This window comes from Clostridium sp. KNHs216, from assembly GCF_006714885.1.
Classification (GTDB): Bacteria; Bacillota; Clostridia; order Oscillospirales; family Acutalibacteraceae; genus Caproiciproducens.
The window spans coordinates 3,136,510-3,154,671 of record NZ_VFMF01000001.1 but is presented as its reverse complement, the minus strand read 5'-3'; the positions used below and the strand labels follow the sequence as shown (position 1 = coordinate 3,154,671).

Sequence of the window (18,162 nt, the reverse complement as noted above, 5' to 3'; positions counted from 1 at the left end):
AAACTGGAGGTATTTTTATGAAAAACGGAATTATTCATGTTCGTGTGGACGACCGCATGCTGCATGGAATCGTGGCGACGGACTGGATTCCGAAATCGGGAGCCACCCGCGCGATGGTAGTCGATGAGGCGGCCTCAAAAAATGATATTGTACGCTCCTCGCTGAAAATGGCGTGCCCGGCCGGCGTGGCTCTCTCGGTTTTGGATCCGCAGAAAGCGGCGGCGAATATTTTAAGCGGGAAATACAATTCCCAGAAGGTCTTTGTAATCTGCCGTTATATTAAATGGGCCTATACGCTTTTCCAGGCCGGGGTGTCTCTGGAGCAGATAAACCTGGGAAACGTTACGCAAAATAAGGAGAACGTGACCGCGCTGGACAAGACGGTGCGGGTTTCTCCCGAAGAAAAGGAGATGTTAAAGGAAATGCGGGACGCGGGCGTAAAAATCACTGTGCGCTTTCGCCCCGACAACCCGGAGGTAGGAGTAGGAGATCAGTTAGGCTGATTTTTTAAAAGGGAGGAAAAAACATGTTCAGTCCACTGCAAATTATCTTTATGACCCTGTTCATCGCATTTTTAACCTGGCAAAAGTACAATATCCAGATGTTTATGTACGCCGGGGTGGTTTTTGTGGGTCTCGTTTCGGGAATCGTCATGGGAGACGTTCAGACCGGCCTGCTTATTGGCGGCGAAATGTGTCTGATGAGTCTGGGGATCGGCGCCTACGGCGGTTCCTCTGTTCCAGACTATATGTTTGGCGCGGCCGCCGGTACGGTATTTGCCATTGGGATGGGCCAGAGCGGTGAAACCGCGCTGGCAACCGCACTGGCGATCGGCGTTCCGGTCGCGGCCCTGAGCGTTCAGTTGGACGTTGTGGGAAAAATGTCCGGCTCTTATTTCATTCATAAGGCAATGGCCTGCTCTGACCGGCAGGACTGGAAGGGAATGGGCAGATGGATCTGGCTGTCCCAAATTCCGTTCGTCGGTCTGTGCGCGCTGCCGATGCTGCTGCTCATGACGGTCGGCTCCAGCTATGTGCAAGCCCTGGTCAACAATTTCCCGGCATGGCTGTCAAGCGGGCTGAGCGTCGCCAGCGGGATGCTCCCCGCACTGGGATTTGCCATTCTGCTGAAATACATGCCCATGAAAAAATACGGATATTTTATGCTTCTGGGCTTTGTTCTGGCCGCCTACCTGAAGCTGAGCATTCTGGCGATTGCGATGCTGGGTACGGTATTCTGCATTTTCATTTTCCAGCTGAAGGAAGAAAGCGCAAAGCGTGAAATGGCGGCGGCGACCGCGGGAGGAGACGACGAAGATGAGTGAGACAAATTCGGTGCTGACCAAAAAAGATCTGACAAAAACTTTGACGCGTTATGTTCTTGCGCGGCAAATCTGCTTTAATTACGAAACCATGCAGTCCGGGGGCTGGGTATGGTCCATGCATCCGGCAATGAAAAAGATTTACGGCGACGATCAGGTCCTCAGTGAAAAGTATAAGTCTTACTTCAAATTTTTCAATACCAACCCTTGGTTCGGCAACCTGATCCTGATGGCCTGCCTTGCAGTCGAATCCACCAAGGATGAAATGGCGACAGAAACCGCCGTGGACATCCGCACCGGTCTGATGGGACCGCTCGCCGGTCTGGGAGACGCGATCGTATGGGTGCTTCTGCCGACGGTCATGGGTGCCATAGCCGGGTATCAGGCGATGCAGGGAAGCGCGATCGGCTGGCTTCTGGCCGAAGCGGTCGGAATCGCGCTGTGGATCGCGTTCTGGAAAATGTCCTATGTGGTTTATCATCAGGGAATTTCCTTCATTACCTCAAAGAGCAGCTCCCTGAAAAACCTGACCGACGTCTGCTCCATCATGGGCCTGATCGTTATCGGCGCAATGGTCGCCTCCACGGTCAACGTCAACATCGCGCTCTCCTGGACGGTCGGGGACCTGACCCAAAAGCTGGGAGACCTGCTGGATTCGATTATTCCCCATTTCGGAAACGTCTTCTTCACGGTACTGATCTATCTGGGCCTTGGAATCAAGAAGATGACTTCCGGAAAAATGGTGTGGATTGTTCTGATTCTCTCTATTCTTCTGGGGGCTTTCGGAATCTGCGCTTAAAAAAGCAAAACTACCGGGAAAAGGCCGTCAGAAATACGACGGCCTTTTCCCGACATGGAGGTAACTATGAAGGTAAGCACTTACCGAACGAAGATCACGCCGGAAGGCAAATTCTTTCCGTGCTATCTGATGGGGCACGCTATCCGTACGAAGCCGGCCACCGGCATTCTGGATGATTTGTGGGCAACCGCCCTGGTGCTGGAGGTGGACGGAGAACATCTTGTCTGGGTAACGGTCGAACTGATCGGCCTGACACGGGAATTTACGGATCGGATCCGCTCCGCGATTTCACAAAAGTACGGAGCCGCTGTGGATGCGGTAACCGTTTCGTTCACGCACACACATTCCGCGCCGGAATACGAGGAACGCCGCGATTCCATGATCTTTGGAGAAGGGGCCGTCCCCGGTTACATGGACTGGGTGGAACAGCAGATTCTGAGCGCGGTCGGCGGCTGCTTTGAGGCCGGATTCACGGAAGCGGAGCTTTTTACGAACAAAGTGACGATTGACGGCTGCTACGGAAACCGGAACGGCAAAGAAAAGCCCGGCGATCCTTCGTTTGTCACGCTGGAATTCCGCTCCGGGGACAGTGTCGTTGCCGGTGCTTTCAGCTTCGCGTGCCATTCCACGGTACTGGGTCCGCAGAATCTTTGCGTCAGCGGCGATCTGGCGGGATATGCCGCGCGTTCCCTGAAAGAAAAATGGGGCGTTTATCCGGTCGCGATGATCGGCGCCGCGGGCGATATGAGCAACCGGCTGTACCGCCGGGGAAACGATGAGGCGGAACTCAGGCGCGTGGGGGATCAGATGATGCGCCAGATATTTGCGGCCGGGGGCAGCGGAGAATCCCTTGCGCTCCACAGGCCGGAAATCAGGACCTTCCGTTACAGGGAGACGTTTTACCCGGATCCTGCCGAAAAACGGAGGCAGTACGATTCCATCCGGGACAAAGTTGAGCATGCAAAAACCTTTGACGAACGGAAGGTATATTCCTCCGCCCTGCGTATTGCCGAAATCGGCCTGAAAAGCAGCGGACCTTTTGATTTTGACCTCGAATGCCGCTACGTCAATCTCGGCGATCTCCGGCTGTTCCTGATGCCGGCGGAACTGTTTGCGCGTTTCGGCCTGCAAATAAAAGACGCCATGGGCGGCAGATGCCCTGTCTGCTGGTGTTACAGCAATTACAGCGCGGGATATCTGGCCGACCGGGAGGACTACGGGAAAAGCTTTGAAACCTCCGCCTCAGACATTCCCGCGGGGACAACGGAAAAAATCGTTGAGAAGGCAATTGCCTTCATCCAAAACGAGCATCAGCAATCAGGAGGAGCACTGCAATGAAAATTCTTTTGGTCAGTCATGGAAAATTTGCCGAAGGACTCTGCGATACCATGAAAAATTTCTTTGACGACGATCATTTTTATTTTGCCTCGGTCACACAGGAATACGGCTCCGACGGTCTGAAGCAGGCGGCAGAACAATACCTGAGCCAATGGGAGGGCGAACAGGTGGTCATCTGTTCGGATATGATGGGCGGCAGCGCAAATCAAACGGTCTTTCCGTTTCTCAGCAGGCCGAACACGTTCCTTGTCGCCGGTATGAACCTGCCCCTTTTAATGCAGCTGCATTTGGAGGACGGAGATATTACGGCGGACTCTCTGCGGGAAATGATCCAAGAGGCGCAGGCGGAGATTGTGCTGGTCAATGATCAGGATTTCAGCCGGATGGACGAAGACGACGAATAAGATGGAACGAAACACTGTACTTTGGCAGGCGGCAAAAAATATCCGCCTGATCGCCATGGATCTGGACGGCAGCTGCCTGAATTCATCGAAGGCTGTTTCCGAGCGTACCGCAAAAGTGATCCGAAAACTGATCCAAAAGGGTGTGGAGGTCGTTCCGGCCACGGGCCGCGGCTTCTATCGCCTAAGGGAAGACGTAATAGGGGTCGGCGGCATCCGCTACGTAATCTCCGGTAACGGGGCGGTTGTGACGGACGGCAATACCGGACTGCATCTGTCGGAGCATTTGATTCCGTGCCGTACGGCGGCTTCTCTGGCCGATGAACTGCTGGCGCTGCGGGCCTGTGTGTATATCCATCAAAACGATGGAAAAAGCACGCATATCGCCGCGTGCCGCGACGCGGAAGTTCTGGATCACTGCCGCCGGGCACGGGAAAAAGGCAGGTCGGAAGCGGGCCCTGTGCTGAGAGACGGATTGGGCGATTTCATTTTAAGGGCCGGACAGGATGTGGTAAAGCTCGGAGCGGCCCTCTGGAAGTTTGACGGTTTTTCCGCCCTCTCGGAGCGATTAAAAACCGATTATCCGGATATCAGAGGGTTCCGGGTAGATTCTTCCTCAATGGAATTCGTTTCCCGCCGGGCAGGCAAGGAAAAGGCCCTGCTTGATTTATGCCGGCATCTACGCATTGCTCCGGAGCAGATCTGCGCCTTTGGAGACTACGAAAATGATATCGGAATGCTACGCATGGCAGGAATCGGGGTTGCCATGGGCAACGCCGCGGAAACGGTAAAGCAGGCAGCCGACACTGTTACAAAAAGCAACGACGACGAGGGAGTCGCCGAATTTTGCGAAACCTATATTCTGACGGAGCAGGAGGATGAAGAATGCGGCAGGATGTAGAAAAGCTGTTGCATAAAGATAAGGTGTTTTTGTGGGGAGCCCGTAAGAAACGGCTGGAAGCCCTTTGTGCCCTGCTGGACGGAAACGAAACAGCGGAAATCATTCTTCTGGGGCAGCTGGACATGTATCATGGGACAATCAGCGCGCCGGAGCGCATGGAGGCGGCCATCTGCGTGACCGACCGCGGGATCGCGCTCTACGGAAGTGTCTGGAAATACTCCGCTTCCTTTCGTCAGACGTGGCGGCAGCTGAAAAAACTGGACACAGAGAATGGGCTGGCCGCGGGGGTCCGTATCGGGCTTGCGGATCAAAACACCGGATATCTCTTTCGGGAAAACTATCGGGGAAAACTATCGGAGCAGCACAAAAAGGAGCTTGAGCGTATGAAGCAAATCTATTTCTATCAAAAGCCAACGCCGGACGGAGAAAGCCTATGAGCTGCTTTAAGGACCGCGTTGAACAGTTCTATGCCCAGTTTTCCCGGGAGGAGCCGGAGCTGCGTACCCTTATGGACAACGGGGAAATGGAACCGGCCTCCCGCCGGATGCGGGAGCTGCTGCAGCCGGTGCTGGGAGATCTGACGTTTCAGCTTTATAAGAAACCGGGATGCTACATTCTGGAATGCAGCACGATGCTGGATTCCGGCAAAAAAATTCCCTGCTTCTATTTTTGCGACTGCCTTCCGGAAAAGCTAAGGAAACACTGGACTTTTTATTATTACCATCCTGCGTTCCGGGGAAGCCTGACCATCGGGGATACGATGTTCTCCCCCCAGGATTTCCGCATCATTCCGTCGGTTAACGAAAAATTGCATAAAATCGACCTGAAGATTTCCCTGACGGAGAAATTCACAAAAGTCGGCGACGAGGACCGGTTTGCCGTCACTTATATGATGCTGATGGATTATCTGGGGGAAATCGCAGCAGAGGCCTATGCGGGCCAGATTTCCTTCAGCCAAAAAAGCAAAGCTTTCCAGCAGGCCCTTTCCATGGAGGAGCTGCAGACCTTTTTGCAGCATACCATTCAGTCAAAGGGCTGGGTAAAGCCAGGCGATATCCGTCTGATTGCCGACAGCTTCCAGCTGAAAAACCGGAACCGGGAACTCCGCCGGGATATTTTGCACGGGATCTCCTACAGCCTTGATTTACTGAACGAGGAAGAGAAGCCCACAGGGGACCGCGCCGGAACACAATATATTCTGTCCTGCGGTATCCGGTACGGCTCTCTGGTTCTTCCGCGCGGTAAGAATACCGAAGAGGCGGTTCGCCGTGAGCAGGAAAAATGGGAAAAAAGACTTTCCGAAATTTTTTCTGAATCCCGTTCCGGTACGATTGTCACCTCATCGGTCGGAAATACCTATTGCTATCTGGACTTCTTTGCTTACGACGACGAAACCTATCAGCTAGTGTGCAGAGAGGCATCCGGTGCGGAGGGTACTGTGTCCGTCTTGGATTTGGGAACGTTTCAGGCGCCCTCCTGAATTTGACGGCGTGACCGTTACAGCAACATTCCGCCTGTTTGTCTGGTGCGCTCCGACAGCGTGAATTTACCGACCAGCGCCTTCATTGCCTGCGCCTGCCCGGAGAGTTCTTCGCTGGCGGCGGCACTTTCTTCGGCTGCTGCGGAATTTGCCTGTACAACATTTGAAATCTGCTCTATTCCCGAGGTTATCTGACCAATAGAATTTCCCTGCTGAATCGATGCCTGTGAAATCTGGTCGACAGTATCCGATACGGTTTTTATACTGCTTACAACTTGAAAGAGGGATTTGGCAGTTTTATCCGCGATTTCAGTTCCCTTTTCCACCTGATTTACGCAATTCTGAATTAAAGCGGCGGTAACTTTTGCTGCCGCCGCGCTTTTACTGGCCAGATTTCTTACTTCATCCGCTACGACAGAGAAGCCTTTGCCCGCCTCCCCCGCTCTGGCCGCTTCAACGGCCGCATTCAGCGCCAGTATATTTGTCTGAAAGGCAATGTCTTCAATCGTCTGAATGATTTTCCCGATTTGACCGGATGATTCGTGAATCTGAGATATCGCTAAAACCATATCGCTCATATCCCGGCTGCTGATTTCTATTTCTGAACTGACCTGATTTACATTTTTACCGGCTTCCGCCGCATGCCGCCCGTTCTCCCTGACCTGTACCGATATCTCCATAATAGAAGCGGACAGCTCTTCAATAGAGCCCGCCTGTTCGGTTGAACCCTTTGAAAGTGCCGCTGCACTGACGGAAATCTGCTCTGAACGTAAGGAAACCGATTCGGCCGCAGTGCTGATATCGTAGAATGCGGTATTCATGGAATCAATGATATTTTTCAGGGCGTTTTTTATTTCAACAAAATCACCGAAATATTGCCTGTGCGTTTCTACCGTCAAGTCCCCTTTTGAAATCCCGCTCAGCACGCTGGAAATTTCGCCTATGTACATTTGCAGGCTGCGGACGGTGTTTCCGAGAGCGTAAGCGACCTGCCCAACCTCGTCACCAAAATATGCGTCGTGAACAGCCGTATCTCTGCCTGTAAAACTGATTTCACCGTGTTCCATGCTGTTGGCAAGGGTCACGACCTCATTCAGCGGTATTTTGATCCTTTTCTTGATAAACCGCCTCAATATTATGGTAGAAACAAAAATCATCAGTACCGCGATTCCATTGGAAAAAAGCACGGTAACGTTCAATGTTTTTTCCATTTTGGTGATATCTTTTCCAGCCATTAGCGCACCGGCCGTTTTTCCATCGGGACCTAAAACCGGAGCGTAAGACACCATCAGGCTGCTGCCTGATACATTCATTTTTTCCTCATAATTCTGTTTGTCGGCAATCACTGTCTTTGCGGCCGCGCTGCCCATTTTTGCGCCGGTCCGGCGTTTTCCGTCTTTTTCGAAGGTCGTGTTGATTTGTTCATCACCGAGGAAAACGGAAAAATCGCATCCGGTATTTTCTTTGAGTTTGTCAAGGAAGTTTGGGGTATTCAAAGAACGTACGGCAGAAACCGTTCCAATAATTTCATTGCCCTTTTTTATCGGTACACCGTAACAAATACAAAGAGTCTTCCCGGCGATGACCTCGCTGGTAAGACTTTTTTTATTTTTGAGGGCCGACTGGACATGGCTCAGCTTTGAGAAATCAGGGAAATCAAGGTCCTTGGCCGTTGATACAACTACTTTTCCGCCGGAATCAGTCAGAAAAGCATAGCTCAGACTGTAGGCGCTTACCTGGCTGTTCAGTATACTTGACAGCGTGTAATGGTTATTTTCAGCTGCGGCATCAGCCAGGTTCCGGTCTTCCGCCATCTGGTCGCCAGCCTGCTTCACATTGATCTGATAGCCTTTTATGGTGCCGGTCAGATTCTGTAAAGCAACCTTGCTTTCCTCTTCAAAAGAGCTTTCAAACGCCCTGCCGGTAAATATGGAATTTATCGATACAACAACTATCAGAATCGCTGTCAGAAATGCAACAAAAAATATAGACAAAATTGAGCTAAGATTTTTACAACTCTTTTTCAAAAAGCTCACCCCTTTGTTTGCATCGCCAAATCATCATTTTTACAAGTATCCTCCACTTTGATCTATATACACGGTTGCGTATAATCAGGATGGAATCTCATCATGTTACAGCCCATCAGGAAACAAAACAACAAGGTCTACAGCGAAGAGAAGAAGCTATAGATCTTGTTGTTTTCCTTGTAGCGGGGGGATTTTATCAAATAAATTAAGCGGCCTTTTTATTCTTACGGGTTGTGATATCGAAAACAACGGCCAGAACCAGAATAGCGCCTTTAATAATGTATTGGAACGAAATATCCACGCCCATCAGATTCATGCCGTTCGTCAGAGAAGACATTACAAAGGCTCCTACGATCGTACCCGTAACCTTGCCGATGCCGCCGTCCGCGGATACGCCGCCAACATAAGCCGCCGCGATCGCGTCCATCTCAAAGGCGGTACCCGCGGTTGTTGTGGCTGATTTGGATCTTGCCGTAAACAGGATACCGGCGAGTGCCGCAAGAACACCCATGGACGAGAACACCATAAAGGTAATCTTTTTTACATTTACACCGGAAAGCTGTGCTGCCTGGGCATTGCCCCCCACCCCGTAAACATGACGCCCGAACGGTGTTTTGTTCAGCGCAAAATTATAAATAGCAACCACCGCCGCTACAATGACGAGCGTCCAGGAGATACCCTTGAAGCCCGCAAGAATGTAAACCACGTAACCGATGATGGCGGAAATAAAAGCGAGCTTGATGATAAACATTGGCATGGATAGAACCTCAAAGTGATATCTGATCTGATTGTTTCTGTTTTTCACCTGAGAGAAAACCAGGCCGATAATCGCCAGCACACCGACCAGCAGGGTCAAAAAGTTATAGCCGCCGATTTTGGTGATTTCCGGAATAAACCCGTTTCCGATCGCATTATAGGCATCATCGGGAACGATAATCGTACCGGTCCCCTGTGTTACAAGCATCAGCAGCCCTCTGAACACCAGCATTCCAGCCAGAGTCACGACGAAGGAGGGAACTCCTACCTGTGCCACCAAAAAGCCTTCGAACATACCAATACAAAGGCCGAGGGCCAGAGAGGCAAGGATTGTCAGCCAAGCCGGAAAATGCGCCTGCGTCATTAAAATGGCCGAAAATGCGCCGATGAATCCGCATAAGTAGCCAACCGAGATATCGATGTGCCGGATAATCAGAATCAGTGTCATACCAACTGCCAGAACAGCAATATATCCCGTTTGATTAATCCAATTGCTGATATTTCTGGAGGAAATAAAATTTCCGTCGGTACCCAATGTAAAAATGATAATAATGACTCCAAGCGCTATGTACATTCCGTAGTCACGGATATTTTTCTTCACCAAAGATTTTGCTTCAGCAAAAAGGTTCATAATTCTATCACTCCTAACCAACTGTTGCCATTCCCATAATAATTTCTTCTGTTGCGTCCTCTGTTTTGATTTCTCCGGTGATTTTGCCTTCGGACATGACATAAACGCGGTCGCTCATACCCAAAATCTCCAGCAATTCCGAAGAGATCATAATGATGCTCATGCCAGCCTCTACAAGCTGATTCATGATCGTATAAATTTCATATTTCGCGCCAACATCGATTCCCCGTGTCGGTTCATCCAGAATCAGGGTGTGAGGGCCGATAAACAACGATTTCGCGATGGAAACCTTTTGCTGATTGCCTCCGCTTAGATTCCCCACGATCTGATCCACCGACGGAGCCTTGATATTGATGGATTTCAAATATCCATTTGCGACACGCACTTCTTCGTTCTGATTGATAATCCCGCTGCTGCAGATCGCCTTCAGGTTTGCCATCGTGATATTTTCTTTAATATCCTTAATCAGGACAAGCCCGTTGCCCTTTCTGTCTTCCGTTACATAGGCAAGGCCGTCCCGGATCGCTTTCTCAGGATGTCTGTAATTTTTTTCTTTCCCATTGACCAGAAGCCTGCCTTCGATTTTGTAATTCTGCGGATTTCCGAACACACTCAGCGCAAACTCTGTGCGTCCGGCTCCCATCAATCCCGCGATCCCCACAATTTCCCCTTTGCGGACATTGAGGCTCACGTTGTGCAGGATCTCTCTGCCGGCGGCCGGGTCGAATACGGTCCAGTCCTTTACTTCAAAGCTCACATCTCCGTACTCGTGCTTTTCCCTCGGCGGGTAAACGTTATCGATCTCGCGGCCCACCATATACTTAATGATCTCACTTTCGGAAATCCTGCGTTCTTTCGCATCCATAGAGCAGATTGTTTTTCCGTCACGCAAAGTTGTGATGGTGTCGGCGATTGAAATGATTTCTTTCAATTTGTGGGATATCATAATGCAGGAAACGCCCTGTTTTTTAAGCTCCCTTAATAAGTTCAGCAGATTTTCGCTGTCTGCTTCTGTCAAAGCTGCCGTGGGTTCGTCCAGAATCAGCAGCTTGACATTTTTACTGAGCGCTTTTGCGATTTCGATCAGCTGCTGCGTCCCCACGCCGTATTCCTTTACCTTGGCGACCGGATTGGCGGAGGAACCCACCTGTTTCAGAACTTTCTGCGCATTAATAATGGTTTGGTTCCAATTAATTGTTTTGCCGCTCATAATTTCGTGGCCAAAATAAATATTCTCATACACGGTCAGCTCCGGAATCAACGCAAGCTCCTGATAGATAATTGCGATCCCGGCTTTTTCGCTGTCCGCAATGTTGGAAAAATGCTGTTCCACTCCGTTTAAGACAATGCTTCCGCTATATGTTCCGTGCGGATATACACCGGACAGCACCTTCATCAAAGTTGATTTCCCCGCTCCGTTTTCTCCTACCAGACAGTGAATTTCTCCCCGTTTCACTTTGAAATTCACCGTATCCAGGGCTTTTACTCCCGGGAATTCCTTTGTGATGTCATTCATTTCGAGTATGTAGTCTTCCATATCCATAGTTCCCCTTTTGAACACTTTAAGAAAACAGATGAGATGCTCGGTTTTTTTCACCAATATCCCATCTGCTTTTCTTATTGCGGTATGTATCAGCTATTGAAAAACATTTGCTTTTTTACTTCAGGTTTGTAAAATCGGAAGCCGGATAGTAGCCGGATTCTATAATCGCACTTTTCACATTCTTCGCGTCGACAACCTGAACCGCCGTCTGCTTGGCTTTTACGTCGATCTTATTATTGTTATAAGAACCGGTTGTTTCGGGAGTTTTTCCTTCCAGCACGGAAACAGCCATTGCGATGGAATCCTTCACAAGAATGCGGACGTCCTTAAATACGGTCATGGTCTGCTTGCCGTCGATGATATACTGGATCGACGCCTTTTCGGCATCCTGTCCGGTAATCACATAGGACTTGATGTCTTTATCAGCCTTGAATTCGTCCGCGATGGAACGTGCGGTACCGTCGTTCGGGGCAAGAATGCAAACATCCCCTTTGTCGGCTTTGGTAGCGGAGGTCAAATGCGCCTGCGCCTTGTTTTTTGCCTCGTTGAAGTCCCAGTTTGTGGTAACCTGCGCAATGATTTTGCTTTCTTCATCACGGGTGAGCTCCGCTTTATCTTTTAAGCCTTCCGCTGCACTGGAATTCTTGATCACAAATGTTCCGTCTGCAATCTTCGGCTGCAAAGTCTCCCACGCGCCCTGGAAGAACAGGAAAGCGTTGTTGTCGGTCGCAGCACCTGCGTAAATGTAAAGCGGAACACTTTTCTTGCCGGCGGCGTTGTCGATTAAGTACTGGCCCTGCGCTTTTCCAACGGAAACGCTGTCAAACGTAACATAATAGTCAACCGAGCCGGTATCCGTAATCAGTCTGTCATAGGAAATAACGGTGATTCCTTCTTCTTTGGCCTCGTCAACCGCTGCTGCGGCCGCGGCGCCGTCCTGCGGGCAAATAATCAGGACTTTGATTCCCTTGGCGATCAAAGCTTCCACATTTTCTTTTTCTTTTGCGGACGAGCCTTGGCTGAACAGTACCTCTGAAGAATAATTTGTCGATTTCAGCGCTTCGGTAAACCTTGTCTCATCCTGTACCCATCTCGGCTCATCCTTGGTAGGAAGAACAATACCGACGTCCACCGTGCCTTTTTTTGCTTCGCTGACCGCAGCTTCGCTTGCCGTATCCGCCGTACCGGAAGCTCCCGTCGTGCTTCCGCAAGCGGCCGCACTTATGAACATCATAACGGAAAGGACTATTGCGAAAAACTTTTTCAATTCATTTCCACCTTTCAATATCACGTCCAGAGGCAAATGTACCACATTTATTCGCATCATTCGCCGTCTTTTGTTGTATTTATGATACTATGGCGGCAATTCCTTTACAATGGAACCAATTGCTGTCTGTTATGACTATATTGTTTAAAATGCTTACGCGATCATAGCGAGGTAAAATATTGTCCTGAATCAGGAAAGGAAAGCCTGACCGGACTGCCCTTGACACAAAAAAGCCCCCCTTTTGTCGGTCCGGTTTCAATGAAACTGATCAACAAAAGGAGGGGCTCCTATTATCCCGCGCCCGCCGCTGTAAATAAGCGGCGGCACAACCTATTTTGATGTTCTGTAAACATCCTCCTTTAACTGAAAGCCGTCTTTAATCACGGTAGCGTCAATATTATCGATGGTCACCGGAATTACATCGCACATCAGATAGGGGACATCGTAAGCGCCGTTGTTGATTGTTTGCTCATAGGAAATCTTTTTCTTCTGCGCTAAAGTTCTACATATTTCCACCGTTTTCTCCACCAGTTTATCAATCGGCTTATAAATGGTAAGATCCTGCGTACCGTCTACGATGCGCTGGCAGGCGGCCAAATCGGCATCGTGACCCACCACAATCACCTTTTTGGTGAGCTTTGCCTCGGAAAGAGCGTCGATGGCGCCCCAGGCAAGCGAGTCGTTGGCGGCCAGAATCGCATTGATTTGTCCGGCATTGTGTGTAAGCTGTTCGGAAACAAAGCTGTACGCGTTTTCTCTGAGCCAATCCTGCACCCATGTTTCCGCGATAATTTTAATTTTCCCATCCAGAACAGACGGCTGCAGTTTATCGAAATACCCCTGATGGTACATCGTACTGTTGTTGTCGGATTTTGCACCGTTTAAAATAAGATACCCGCCCGTGGGTACCTTTTTCAAAAGCTCTTCCGCCTGTAGCTGCCCCACTTTCACGTTGTCGAAAGAAACGTAAGCGTCCACTTTGCAATTGCGGACCAGACGGTCATAAGAGATGACCGGTATGCCCGCATTGTTGGCAAGCTGTACACAGTACGCCGAACGCTCACAGTCCTGCGGGACCATGACCAGCAGATCGATCCCCTTGTCTATCATGCTTTTTACTTGCCGGTACTGCTCGTTGATGTCGTTGTTGGCATTGGTGACAATGACGTCAATGTTCTCCTGTTTGGCCTTGGCAGAAAAAATATCCCGGTCGCGGAGCCAACGGTCTTCTTTGAGCGTGGCCATAGAAAAGCCGATGGTCATTTTTTTCGTTCCGGAAGAAACCGGGGCAAAATCATTTTTACTGGTGCAGCCCGCGATGGTTCCACACAGCAAGCTGCAAATCAAAAGACAGCAAAGGCATCCAATCGAACGTTTTGGGGTAAATTTTTCTGACACTGTACTCATCTCCCATATTGTTCTTTATATTCAGTTGCTGTTATCCCGGCAATTTTTTTGAAAAGCTTGGAAAAATAATTTGGTTCCATATAACCAACCTGTTTTGAAACTTCCTTGATCGACGCATCTGTTTCGGATAAATATTCTTTTGCCTTTTCAATGCGGATCGTCATCAGACGATCGATAAAATTAACGCCTGTCTGCGCTTTATAAAAGCGGCTGAAATAGTAGGGACTGAGATTGACCTCTTTGGCAATTGAATCCAGCGTGATCTCGTCGCTGAAATGTTCCTCCATGTATCGATTTGCCTTTTCAATGATACTGTTTATTTTTTTCTTCTTTCCCGAAACGGTCCGGTTTACTGCCGACGCGATACAGCAGCAGCATGCCCTGCGAAGCTCGTCCGGTTTCTGAGCCTGTAAAATCTGACCGAGCATCACAGAATGATTGCTTCCCAGGTTCACCCACAGCTTGCTGAAACCCAGGATGAGAGAAATGCTTTTATTCTTCAGCTCGTCAAAATCAGGCATTATCTCCGAGCACATACGTGAAAATATGCTTTCAAACGCAAGCTGAGCTACCAAAGCGTCCTCCGTATCCACACTAAGGTAATAGCTTCGCATAAACTGCTTTTCATAGCAGGTTTCCACACCCCCCTCTTCCGCCAGAACATCATCAAAGTGTAAAATATTGCAGTCGATTTTCGAGATGGAAAGCATAAGCAGCGCGCGCAGAGCCTGCTGGTAGGACTCGTGCGCATTGTCAACGCTCTTACAGTGTCCTCCTATTCCCACAGAGATTTCGATGTCCAGCTTTTCTGCGCGTTTATAGAAATTCTGTACTGTTTTTTCAGCGGAAAATTTTTGCTCAAATCCATTTTCCTGCTCGTCCAGGATATAAACAATCAGCCGGTTTAACATCATTGGTCCCACAACACAGACACAAATCGACTTTAAAATGCTGTAGTAATGCTGGTACAGCTTTTGGCTTTGTACCCCCGCGCCGATTTTGTTTTTCACCTCACCGCCCTCCTTTTCGCCAAACTGGATCGCAATGACATACCCGCTGGTACTTTTGAAATCAAAGATACGGCAATAATTATGAAGATCCGTACCGGCGTCGTCGAAAATGCAAATGGCGTTGATAAAACCTGTTTCCAAAATCGGCATGACCATCTCGAATTTCTCTTTCAGCTCCATCTCCCGCCGTGTTCTGTCGCGCCGGGCATCAATCTGTTTCATTACCTTTTCGAGCGTTTCCACCAGCGTTGCCTCTTTGACAGGCTTTAAAAGATAATCATCTACATTGAGAGCGACCGCCTCCACCGCATAATTAAAGTAATCAAAGGCAGAAACTACAATAAAACGGACATTCGGATTCCCTTTTCGAATCTGGCGCATCGCCTCCAATCCATTGATTCCCGGCATATTGATGTCCATAATTATAATATCGGGGTAGGTACTCTCCGCTTTTTCAATGGCCGCTCTGCCCGAGCGCTCTGTACCTTCCACTTTCAAAGCCGTAAACTTTTTATTGATAATGTACTCTATAAATTTCAGCTCAATCGGTTCGTCATCCACAATCAGCACACGATACATGCTCCTCCCCCTTCTCTATTTCTGTCGGCAGTATAAAAGTAAATCTTGTTTCTCCGTCCGTACACTCAATTTTCATCACATCCTGTTTCCCAAAGAAAAGGCGCAGCCGTTTCATCACATTCTCAATGCCGATGCCCGTAGTGTGGCCCCTCTGCCTGGGTTTCTCCTCCGCCGATTCTTCCGGTTCCCCGTTTATAATGGCAGCGATCTTTTCCTCCTCAATTCCTTTCCCGTTATCGCTGACGGTCAGATAAACGTATTGAGCATCCCGCCGGGCAATGAGCCGGATGGTTCCCCCTTCTTCGATTTCTCCTATCCCGTGAATATACGCATTTTCAACAATCGGCTGCAGGATCATACGGGGCACCACAAAACCGAGCAGTTTGGAATCGGACTCATCAAGATCAAGAGAAAACTGAATTCTGTCGCTGAACCGTGTTTTAAGAAGATACATATAGGAGACCACATTATCAATTTCTTCTCTTAACGTTGCGTTGGAATCCAGCCCGTTCAGATTGTAGCGGAAAATATCGGCGGCGTTTTCAAGGTAGGTACAAGTGGCCGCGTCTCCCTGCAGCATTGCGATCTTTGCACCGATATTAATGGTGTTAAATATAAAATGCGGGTTGACCTGCGACTGCAATGCTAAAAGCTCCGATTCGTGCAGCGCGTTCCTCATCTTCAAGTTGTTCACTTTCTGTTCGCTGATCGTTCTTTCCAGTCTCCTCTTTTCTTGCAGCTCGTTCACATATTCTTTCACATTGACCGCCATGGAAGAAAAAACGCTGTAAAGCATATTTACTTCCCTGCTGGACTTGACGGGAGTAATTTTAATTTCAAAATTTCCTTTTGATATTTCAGCGGCATAGGAAGCTAGCTTTGTAATCGGCTTGGTAATTTCAAAGCTGAAAACAAAAATCATTACGATAACGTAGATCATGACAAACAGAATAAAGATATTGTTGAACACCGTTGCCTGCAGCTGCCGTTCGCTGATCGCTTTATATTTTTCGGCGCTGTCCACAATATCCTGACTCATGATTTCTTCCATATATACCGTTATATAGTTACATTCCTTCACCGTGATTTCATAAGCGGTCACATACGCGTCTATATTCCTGCCGCGCTTCGCGTTGATTGCGTTTTCCGCTTTTATCATATAATCCGTAATCATGTTGGCGACATTTTTGATTTTCACGCCGCGCGGCGTATAGGTTACTTCATCCATCAGCTTGTTTACGTTATCAGTAATGGCGTTGCCATCGTCGTAAAATGCCAGCAGGCTGTCCGAGCTGCCGGTGGAAAGATACAGTTCTATGTCATTTTGAATCTTTCTCAGCCGGCTGTATGCTCCGGTAAGCTCTAAATTTTTCCGGAACATTTCCGACGTATCCTGCATTAAAATCTGGGAGGATATGTAAGTGTACACGCTTGCCAGCATTATAATGACGGCAGAAGACAGGAAAAAGGTGATCAGCAGTGTACGGAATTTCATATCACGGGATTTGACCGCATTATATTTCATCTTATCTTTCATTCGTTTTTACCATAAATTGATCAACATTGGTCTTATTAATCGGAAACAGCTCGGTGTTGAGGCTTTCGCTCACCTGGTTGCCGTTTAAAATGGCGTAAAGCTGAGAAACCGTATCGTAACCGATATTATACGCATCCGGGCATACCGTGCCGTAGATCACCCCGCGCCCCCCAATGTACTTCAGAGTCTGCGGCATGGCGCCGTACCCGACAATGGATACATCGCCCACCCGGTCGGCGTCAACAATGATCTGCGCGATACTCGGCGTGTTGCGCTCGTCGGTGCAGACGATCAAATCGATTTTCGGATTCTGGGCCAAAATTTTACTCATTAGTTTTTCTGTTTCAAACATGCCTGCACTCAGCGTATAAACCGCCTGTACGGAGATTCCGGCATGCTTTGAAAAAACATCCATAATCCCCTGTAGCTTGAGGCTCTTAAACTGACTGCTTTGGCTCCCTGCTCCGTTTACAATCAGGACGGCGTTTCCCTTTCCCTTGCAGGCCTGTACCCCCAGCTCTCCTTCTTTCTGGCCGATATCATACAGGTTTGAGCCAACCGTCGGCACATCGGGAATATAACTCAGCTCATTTTCAAAAGTGATCGCAGCGATGTTTTTTGATTTTGCAATTTCCAGCACGGCAGATGTCTTCGTAATGTCCTGTCCCTGCAAGGCAATGCCATCCACGCTGGAGTAAATCGCTTTTTCAACCGCCTGTACGGATGAATCCACATCTTTTTGAGTAACGTCGACAAATTCTACATAGGTGTTCAATTCAGCTCCTGCGGCGCTTGCACCTTTTTTAAACATCGTCCAGAAATGCTCATCCGAATTCTGCGTAATAACCTGTATGTGATATTTCGGCTGTTTTCCCGCCTCATTTTCCACTGTCCCATCATTGACGGTTCCATACAGATCATAAAATAAAGCGGCAATAATCACCAGCGCAACAACCAAAGATGCAAAGATCCTCTTCATTATGACCCTTCTCTTCTAAATAATTGTAGTAGAAATATTGATGAATAAATGGCCGATGCTCCTGTGCACGGCGTAAATTATAAATTTGAGCGGTCTGATAATCATTGAATTTCACTCTATAATTTTGAAAATTAGGTAAAAATAATTATATATAACTTCCATTTTTATTTAATCTATTTGACAGAA

General features: G+C 48.7%; 16 protein-coding genes. 8 read left to right on the top strand and 8 right to left on the bottom strand.

The window, feature by feature from the left end; translation table 11 throughout:
- Positions 1–17 precede the first annotated feature (17 nt).
- The 8 genes from LY85_RS15150 (at position 18) to LY85_RS15115 (ending at position 6,240) form a co-directional block, all read left to right on the top strand.
- On the top strand, positions 18–503 hold the full coding sequence (locus LY85_RS15150; protein ID WP_141827313.1) for a PTS sugar transporter subunit IIB: 486 nt from the start codon (positions 18–20) through the stop codon (positions 501–503).
- Between the two features lie 23 nt (positions 504–526).
- Positions 527–1,324 (top strand): PTS sugar transporter subunit IIC, encoded by a 798-nt coding sequence (locus LY85_RS15145; protein ID WP_141827312.1) that lies wholly within the window; start codon positions 527–529, stop codon positions 1,322–1,324.
- Positions 1,317–2,120: a PTS system mannose/fructose/sorbose family transporter subunit IID gene (locus LY85_RS15140; RefSeq protein ID WP_141827311.1), complete on the top strand. Its 804-nt coding sequence runs from the start codon at positions 1,317–1,319 to the stop codon at positions 2,118–2,120. The genes LY85_RS15145 and LY85_RS15140 overlap by 8 nt, the downstream gene beginning before the upstream one ends.
- A gap of 66 nt (positions 2,121–2,186) precedes the next feature.
- Positions 2,187–3,458: a neutral/alkaline non-lysosomal ceramidase N-terminal domain-containing protein gene (locus LY85_RS15135; protein WP_185741236.1), complete on the top strand. Its 1,272-nt coding sequence runs from the start codon at positions 2,187–2,189 to the stop codon at positions 3,456–3,458.
- The gene (locus LY85_RS15130; RefSeq protein WP_141827309.1) at positions 3,455–3,862 is read left to right on the top strand and encodes a hypothetical protein; all 408 of its coding nucleotides are present in this window, start codon (positions 3,455–3,457) and stop codon (positions 3,860–3,862) included. Before LY85_RS15135 ends, LY85_RS15130 begins: the two co-directional genes overlap by 4 nt.
- A complete protein-coding gene (locus LY85_RS15125; protein WP_141827308.1) occupies positions 3,822–4,760 on the top strand; it encodes an HAD hydrolase family protein in 939 nt (312 codons plus the stop codon). Before LY85_RS15130 ends, LY85_RS15125 begins: the two co-directional genes overlap by 41 nt.
- Positions 4,745–5,197, top strand: coding sequence for a hypothetical protein (locus LY85_RS15120; protein ID WP_141827307.1), 453 nt, complete (start codon positions 4,745–4,747; stop codon positions 5,195–5,197). Before LY85_RS15125 ends, LY85_RS15120 begins: the two co-directional genes overlap by 16 nt.
- The gene (locus LY85_RS15115) at positions 5,194–6,240 is read left to right on the top strand and encodes a hypothetical protein (protein ID WP_141827306.1); all 1,047 of its coding nucleotides are present in this window, start codon (positions 5,194–5,196) and stop codon (positions 6,238–6,240) included. The genes LY85_RS15120 and LY85_RS15115 overlap by 4 nt, the downstream gene beginning before the upstream one ends.
- 17 nt (positions 6,241–6,257) lie before the next feature.
- Here LY85_RS15115 and LY85_RS15110 read toward each other — a convergent pair whose 3' ends face one another.
- From LY85_RS15110 to LY85_RS15075, 8 genes are all read right to left on the bottom strand, one after another.
- A complete protein-coding gene (locus LY85_RS15110) occupies positions 6,258–8,267 on the bottom strand; it encodes a methyl-accepting chemotaxis protein (protein ID WP_185741235.1) in 2,010 nt (669 codons plus the stop codon).
- A gap of 205 nt (positions 8,268–8,472) precedes the next feature.
- Entirely contained in the window at positions 8,473–9,654 is a 1,182-nt protein-coding gene (locus LY85_RS15105; protein ID WP_038322763.1) for a sugar ABC transporter permease, read from the bottom strand.
- A gap of 13 nt (positions 9,655–9,667) precedes the next feature.
- Entirely contained in the window at positions 9,668–11,191 is a 1,524-nt protein-coding gene (locus LY85_RS15100; protein WP_141827304.1) for an ATP-binding cassette domain-containing protein, read from the bottom strand.
- 121 nt (positions 11,192–11,312) lie between these two features.
- Positions 11,313–12,464 (bottom strand): sugar-binding protein, encoded by a 1,152-nt coding sequence (locus LY85_RS15095; protein ID WP_243122581.1) that lies wholly within the window; start codon positions 12,462–12,464, stop codon positions 11,313–11,315.
- Positions 12,465–12,794: 330 nt separating this feature from the next.
- Positions 12,795–13,862 carry a substrate-binding domain-containing protein gene (locus LY85_RS15090; protein ID WP_185741234.1) on the bottom strand — a complete coding sequence of 356 codons (1,068 nt, stop codon included), beginning with the start codon at positions 13,860–13,862 and terminating at the stop codon, positions 12,795–12,797.
- A 5-nt stretch (positions 13,863–13,867) separates the two neighbouring features.
- Complete coding sequence (locus LY85_RS15085) at positions 13,868–15,460, bottom strand: response regulator (protein ID WP_141827302.1); 1,593 nt, start codon at positions 15,458–15,460, stop codon at positions 13,868–13,870.
- The gene (locus tag LY85_RS15080) at positions 15,435–16,997 is read right to left on the bottom strand and encodes a histidine kinase (protein ID WP_141827301.1); all 1,563 of its coding nucleotides are present in this window, start codon (positions 16,995–16,997) and stop codon (positions 15,435–15,437) included. The genes LY85_RS15085 and LY85_RS15080 overlap by 26 nt, the downstream gene beginning before the upstream one ends.
- Positions 16,987–17,976: a substrate-binding domain-containing protein gene (locus LY85_RS15075; protein ID WP_141827300.1), complete on the bottom strand. Its 990-nt coding sequence runs from the start codon at positions 17,974–17,976 to the stop codon at positions 16,987–16,989. The genes LY85_RS15080 and LY85_RS15075 overlap by 11 nt, the downstream gene beginning before the upstream one ends.
- Positions 17,977–18,162 lie beyond the last annotated feature (186 nt).